Source organism: Pseudomonas sp. L13 (assembly GCF_009935965.1).
GTDB lineage: Bacteria > Pseudomonadota > Gammaproteobacteria > Pseudomonadales > Pseudomonadaceae > Aquipseudomonas > Aquipseudomonas lactis.
Genome location: NZ_QODJ01000010.1, coordinates 112193 through 118269, shown reverse-complemented (window position 1 = coordinate 118269; position 6077 = coordinate 112193). Strand labels below are relative to the sequence as shown.

General features: G+C 60.0%; 8 protein-coding genes. 3 read left to right on the top strand and 5 right to left on the bottom strand.

The annotated features are described in order from the left end of the window. Window positions 1-214 precede the first annotated feature (214 nt). The 5 genes from DK871_RS08640 to DK871_RS08620 form a co-directional block, all read right to left on the bottom strand. The gene (locus DK871_RS08640; RefSeq protein WP_161904693.1) at window positions 215-1156 is read right to left on the bottom strand and encodes a glutathione S-transferase family protein; all 942 of its coding nucleotides are present in this window, start codon (window positions 1154-1156) and stop codon (window positions 215-217) included. 75 nt (window positions 1157-1231) lie between these two features. Further along, a complete protein-coding gene (locus DK871_RS08635) occupies window positions 1232-1504 on the bottom strand; it encodes a GIY-YIG nuclease family protein (protein ID WP_032897605.1) in 273 nt (90 codons plus the stop codon). 36 nt (window positions 1505-1540) lie between these two features. Then, a complete protein-coding gene (locus tag DK871_RS08630; protein ID WP_161904692.1) occupies window positions 1541-2011 on the bottom strand; it encodes a nuclear transport factor 2 family protein in 471 nt (156 codons plus the stop codon). A gap of 90 nt (window positions 2012-2101) precedes the next feature. Further along, window positions 2102-2737 carry a response regulator transcription factor gene (locus tag DK871_RS08625; protein WP_161904691.1) on the bottom strand — a complete coding sequence of 212 codons (636 nt, stop codon included), beginning with the start codon at window positions 2735-2737 and terminating at the stop codon, window positions 2102-2104. Between the two features lie 198 nt (window positions 2738-2935). Next, window positions 2936-3754, bottom strand: coding sequence for a response regulator (locus tag DK871_RS08620; protein WP_161904690.1), 819 nt, complete (start codon window positions 3752-3754; stop codon window positions 2936-2938). 383 nt (window positions 3755-4137) lie between these two features. On the opposite strand from DK871_RS08620, the gene DK871_RS08615 reads away from it, so the two are divergent. The 3 genes from DK871_RS08615 to DK871_RS08605 are packed head-to-tail and all read left to right on the top strand — an operon-like array spanning window position 4138 to window position 6068. Continuing rightward, the gene (locus tag DK871_RS08615) at window positions 4138-4761 is read left to right on the top strand and encodes a DUF1120 domain-containing protein (protein ID WP_161904689.1); all 624 of its coding nucleotides are present in this window, start codon (window positions 4138-4140) and stop codon (window positions 4759-4761) included. A gap of 14 nt (window positions 4762-4775) precedes the next feature. Next, window positions 4776-5414 (top strand): DUF1120 domain-containing protein, encoded by a 639-nt coding sequence (locus DK871_RS08610; RefSeq protein WP_161904688.1) that lies wholly within the window; start codon window positions 4776-4778, stop codon window positions 5412-5414. A gap of 33 nt (window positions 5415-5447) precedes the next feature. Next, complete coding sequence (locus DK871_RS08605; RefSeq protein WP_161904687.1) at window positions 5448-6068, top strand: DUF1120 domain-containing protein; 621 nt, start codon at window positions 5448-5450, stop codon at window positions 6066-6068. The last annotated feature ends 9 nt before the right edge of the window (window positions 6069-6077 follow it).

Sequence of the window (6077 nt, the reverse complement as noted above, 5' to 3'; positions counted from 1 at the left end):
GTAAAAGCGGAACCCTAAGTGGCCGTTACCGCAGGAATGGATATGTACTCGGTATAACTGCGTCGACTGTCAGGCCGCCATCGCAGGCAAGCCAGCTCCCACATTTGGATGGTGGTGTGTCAGGTAGATCAGCGTCGACTGTCAAGCCGCCATCGCAGGCAAGCCAGCTCCCACACTGGCCATATAGTGCCCCCAGGGGTGAGTCGTTCGTCCTTCAGGCAGCGATGCCCTGGATACGAAACCCCCAGCGCGGGAAATGCACATGCACGGTACCACCGCGCTCATCCGTGCGACGCAGGATCAGCTCTTCACGCCCGACGAACAGCAACTCCCCGACCACCGGATCAACGCCATAGTCGATAGCCGCAATGGTCACCTCCTGACCCGCCTTAAAGCCGTTCAAATCCTCGAACACCTCATCCGGCAAGGGTGCCGGCGTAGCGTTGCGGGCGATGTCCAAGGCCTGCTCTGCGGTCATCTGGCTGGCAGTGCCGTGACCAAAGCCCAGCACACGCCCCAGCCAGGCCAGCACGGCCGGGTAAGCATCCACCAACGGTGCGGTGACTGGCGTAGCCTTGAGGAACCACAGCGAGTGGGCCAGGGCAAAGTCGGCAATCGACGGAGCGCCGAATAGGAAGTCACCGGACTCCCGCTGCAACTGTTGCTCCAACCGCGCCATGATCGCCGGCCACTGATGCTTGGCCAGTTCAGCCGGGAGCTTGCTTGCCGTGCCGCCACTGAACAGCGCGGCGCGGTCAGCGATAAAGGCCTTGATGGCCTCGGGCGGTAACTTGCCAAAGCGCACCGCCACCGATTCGGGCTGGAACACCAGGCTGACGGCATGGGCGAACACCACGCTGTCGGCCCAGGTGGCGAAGGTCTGGGTGATCATTTCCTGGCCCAGCGGAAACAGGGCCGGCGAGGACTTTTCCTGCTCCAGGCGGCGAGCGATCAGGGCGGTGTCGCAATAGATATCCGCCCCCACCTGCAGCACCGGAGTTTTGCGGTAGCCGCCGGTCAAGGCCGTCAGGTCGGGCTTGGGCATCACTGGCGAGATGTGTACGGAATGCCAGGACAGGCCTTTAAAGCCCAGCAACAGTCGCGCTTTTTCCGCAAAGGGTGAGGTCGGGTAATGGTGCAGGATGAGCTCAGACATACGGGTTTCCGCTTGGCGAGTGAGCGAGCAGATTACCGTGCAAACGGTCCTGGCTGCGTGATGGGAACCTATCAGTCAGAGTGATGAGCCATTTGCGGCCAGGCATTCCTTGGCGCTCTTCTTCAACTTTTTGATCAGGCGCTCCTGACGCAGCGCCTCACCCTTGCTCGCGCATTGCTCGGTGTACACCAGCGCCACTGCCGGGCTGGACAGAAAAAATCGCGCGCCCTTGCCGCTTTGGTGCGAAGCGAACCGGCGTACTGGGTCGTTGCTGATGCCGCAATACAGCGCGCCATTGGCGGCGCGCACCAGGTAGACGTACCAAGGCTTGGGTTCAGGCGTACTCACGGACAGGTTCGGCAAGGCAAAGGGGCGCGCAGTTTATCAACGACTGGCCTGGAATGCCTTCAGGCCTTTGTTCGCCTGGGCACGCACGGCGTTGCGTACCAGCGGCGTCCAGCCCAACAGCAGGCCCTTGGTGCCCAACGCCTGGCGCGACCAGCGCCACAGGTCGAAGTGGTCGTGGTGCTCGCAGATCTTGCCGTCGCGCAACACAAAACGCGCCTGGATATCGTTGACCACCGTATTGCCGGTTGCACTGAACAGGTAGGTGGCCACCCAATGCGCACTGCCGGTGCGCTCGTCGCTGCGCACCTGGTCGAAGGTCAAGGAAAAGTCCTTGGCACGGGTGGTGAGCATGCGCCACATGTCCCCTGCGTCACGGCCTCGCAGTTCGCCGAAGGCCGGGTCGCTGAACACCACGTCATCGCTGTAGCAGGCGACCATGGCCTCGGCATCCAGGCGCTGGAAGGCGCTATAGAACTGGTTGATCAGGGCGTTATGGGCATCACTCATGGGCAGGCTCCGCGGGCGTCAAAAGAGTAGGCGCACGATAAGCCGCCCAGGCCGTCATGGCTACTGTCATTCGCCACGCAAATAAGCGCGCTACGGCGCTATCCCGGTACTGCGGGCATAGGCGAACAAGTCAACGTCGGTGGAAATACTCAGGCGCTGCATCGCCGTGCTTTTCTGCTTGCTGATGGTGGAGATGCTGCGGTTGACCTGGGCGGCAATCTGGCTGACGGTCATGCCGCTGGCCAGCATGCGCACCACTTCGCGTTCCTTGCCGGACAACTGCGGCTCCTGGGATTGATCGCCAGTTCCGGCTTCCACAAGTTGTACCCGCAGGCATTCACTGGCGAAGGTCTGGCCAGCACACACCGCCTTGATCGCCAAGGGCAACTCCTTGGCCGAAGCACTTTTGGCGACCACTGCCCTGGCGCCGTGGGCAAAGGCTGCGCGTAACGTGGCGACGCTGGCGAACATGGTGACCAGTATCACCGGCAACTGCGGATACTGGCGCTGCAACAGGCCCAACAAGCAGTAGCCATCGGCCTGCTGGCCGCCTGGCATGGCGAAGTCTGTGACCAGTACGTCGCACGGCGTGCGACTAAGCACGCCGAGTAACTGATCAGGACCATCGGCTTCACCGACCACTTTGCACTTGCCATTCGCCTCGATCACGACTTTTTGCCCGACCCGGACAATAGGGTGATCGTCAGCAATAATTACTCGAAGCATAGGCACCCACGAATGATGGCAACTTGAATCCGCGCAAAATACCTCTGCCTGCGATCATCAACAACTGCTAACAAAGAGGCGCTTGCGGCCGAACCCAATGTTCAGTAGTGGCTGTTTTTTGGACTACAACACAATAGGAAAATACCTACAGCCAAACTTAGACTTACGACCAGGTAAAACGCTCTGCAACAGCATTCTTCACAACTCCGACAGATACTCCAGATAAGCGCACAGCCGTGCTTCAAAGACTTCCAGTTGCACCTTGTGCCTAGCGACACCCTCGGCCTGGACCTGCTCGATCAAGCTCACGGCACTGGATTCCAACCCCGTGCCGCCCAGAAATACCAGGCTGCCCACCAGCCGATGCAGACGCTCGGCAGTCAATGGCGCATTCAACGTCACACGGGCATGACGCAACACCCGCTGGTCTTCCCAGGCCTCCATCAACAGGGTTTCCAGCATTTGGTCGACGACCCGGTCGCTGCCAAACGTGCTCACAAGCGTGGCACGGGTGGGCCAGTTCGTCACCGCAGCAGCAGCGTATGGCTCGACATAACAGCCCTCGCCGCCCGGCAACCAGCGCACCAGCACGGCGTGCAGTTGTTCAAGGGTCAGGGGTTTGAGCAGCCAGGCATCCATGCCGGCCCGGCGGCAACGTTGGGGGCTGTCGTTTTGCAGGTTGGCGGTCAAGGCAATGATGGGCACCCGCTTCAACCCCTGCTCGCGCTCATGCTGGCGAATCGCACGAGTCATGCTGTAACCGTCCATGAAGGGCATCCGGCAATCACTGATCACCAGGTCGAAGGGCCTACTGGTAAAAGCGTCCAACCCCATGAAGCCATCGGTGACCAACGCGTGTCCGAGCCCCAGTTTTTGCAGCAGCCAACCCAGCAACAGGCGATAGGCTGAATGATCCTCCACGACCAGAACATTCAAGTACTGCCAATGAGGCGGGGGAGAAAAAGGCGGTTTGACTGTCCGGCTCGCTCCTGCGGTTGAACCTCCTGGCGAACCCATCAGTACCTCTTTGTGGTTATTAGTTCGGCAGCCATCCGGGGCACTGATACAGCAATGCCAGGCGCACCCTTTTGATTGTTATCGGCTTTAAACCTATAACCTTTTGAATGGCTTTACGCCGATACAACAACTACGAAAAATGCCGCGAAAATCTACCGTCCCGCTCTGCGCTTACACCGCAACCCGCCAATGTCGTATTAGTTGTATTTCCCCCTCGCAGCCCCCTCGCTAAATTGTGCCCACCCCAAAAGAGGGACGGATTGCCACTCCCCGGCACCGCAAAAAACACTGAGACCGCCGCCACGCCAACCACTCGCCCACACAGGGCCGAGCGCTGACCTGTACGCGTTTCTATCTGCCAGACTGCAATGGAACAATTGGAAATGAAGACCCCTGTATCCCTGTTGAGCAGTGCCCTGCTGCTCGCCATGACATCTTCGGTGTTCGCCGCCAGCAGCGTCGATCTGAGCGTCAAAGGGTTGATCACGCCCAGCGCTTGTACACCCAGCCTGCCAGGCGATGTCGACTTCGGAAAAATCGCAGCAAAAGACCTGAATCTCGACAAAACCACCTCGCTTGAGCGCAAGACCCTGCCACTGAGCGTCAACTGCGAGGCAGCAACCCTGTTCGCCATCCAGCCCATCGACAATCGAGCCGGCTCAGCCATTTACGGCAAAACCTTTGGCCTGGGCATGATCAACGAAAACCAGAAGCTGGGCATGTATCAGTTGGGCTTTGGCAACCCTGTCGCCGAAACCCCGTCCACTCTGCTGGCCATGTACGACGCCGACGGTCTGTGGCAAACGCTTTACCCGGACGACGGCATCGCGCCCAACGACCTGGTGGCCCTGGGCAGTCGCGCTGAAAGCGGTTGGGCGCCGCACCCGATCAAGGATGCGCTCATGGATGTGACGCTCTACACAGTGATTGCACCGGCAAAAGACCTGACATTGACCGACGACGTAGCGATCGACGGATCCGCGACCTTTGAAGTCAAGTACCTGTAATGGACGCTTGCATCATGAAAACCTCCCTGTCCCTGTTGAGCGGTGCCCTGTTGCTTACAATGGTGCCCTCGGTGTTTGCCGCCAGTAGCGTCGACCTGAGCGTCAAGGGCCTGATCACACCCAGTGCCTGCACCCCCACGCTGGCCCAGGGCGGCGTCGCCGACTACGGAAAGATCGCCGCCAAGGATCTGCGTGAATACCAATCCACGCCCCTGCCGGCTACCACCCTGCAACTCAATGTGAGCTGCGAGGCCGCGACGCTGTTTGCACTCAACGGTGTGGATAACCGCGCCGGTTCCTCAGACAGTCCCGACGATTACTCCTATGGCCTGGGGGTCATCAACGACACAGAGCGGGTCGGCAACTTTGTCATCATTCTCAGGGATTACCTCGCAGACAGCCTGCCAGTGAGCAAGTTGGTCTCAAGAGACAACGGCGCCACCTGGAACGAGAACAGTGAGGATGCCATCTGGATGCGCGGCCGACTCACTGCCTTCGGTAACAACGCCAACGGAAACTGGGCGCCCATCGCGATCAAGACACTGAACAGCAACCTGGTGGTACACCCCTTTATCGCCGCGTCCAGTGGGCTGACTCTTACCCAGGAACAGCCCATCGATGGCTCTGCCACCCTGGAAGTGGTGTACCTCTAACCCTTCATCTTCGCACTAAGGACGGTTCAAACGATGACTTACCTGCGCGCTGTTCCCTTGGCCGCCTTCTTGTTGGGCACCTCATCTTTCACCCTGGCCGCCAGCAGCCAGGACCTCACGGTCAAGGGCATCATCACGCCCAGCGCTTGCGCACCCACAGTCTCCAGTGGCGGCACGGTTGACTTCGGCAAGGTCTCGGTCAAAGACCTCAATACCGATACCTACACCGACCTGCCCCGGGAAACCCTGCTGCTGAGCGTGCGTTGCGAAGGCCCGACGTTTTTTACCCTGAACACCATCGACAACCGTGCCGGCACCACCGCCAGCCATTTCAGCTGGCATGGCCTGGGCATGACACCCAACGATGAAAAAGTCGGCGATGCCGGGCTTGGCCTGTACATGCCAGTGGCTGATGGTACCGCGGTACGCACCATCACCTCCCGGGATGGCGGCGTGACCTGGATGCCTTCGGTCATGCTCAGCCACACCTTGCTGACGGCGGTCGCCGACAACGACGGCCTGGCGCCGATTGCGGTGCAGGAGCTGGACGCCGAAATACGCCTGATCACCCACATCGCCCCCGCCAGCAACCTCACCCTGACCGACGAAGTGCCCATCGACGGCCACGCCACCGTGCAAGTCAATTACCTCTAAGGAGCCTCC

Coding starts and splice junctions, on each gene's coding strand:
- DK871_RS08630 (WP_161904692.1), bottom strand. CDS start 2,011: ATGAGTGATGCCCATAACGCCCTGATCAACCAGTTCTATAGCGCCTTC.
- DK871_RS08620 (WP_161904690.1), bottom strand. CDS start 3,754: ATGGGTTCGCCAGGAGGTTCAACCGCAGGAGCGAGCCGGACAGTCAAA.
- DK871_RS08615 (WP_161904689.1), top strand. CDS start 4,138: ATGAAGACCCCTGTATCCCTGTTGAGCAGTGCCCTGCTGCTCGCCATG.
- DK871_RS08610 (WP_161904688.1), top strand. CDS start 4,776: ATGAAAACCTCCCTGTCCCTGTTGAGCGGTGCCCTGTTGCTTACAATG.
- DK871_RS08605 (WP_161904687.1), top strand. CDS start 5,448: ATGACTTACCTGCGCGCTGTTCCCTTGGCCGCCTTCTTGTTGGGCACC.
- DK871_RS08640 (WP_161904693.1), bottom strand. CDS start 1,156: ATGTCTGAGCTCATCCTGCACCATTACCCGACCTCACCCTTTGCGGAA.
- DK871_RS08625 (WP_161904691.1), bottom strand. CDS start 2,737: ATGCTTCGAGTAATTATTGCTGACGATCACCCTATTGTCCGGGTCGGG.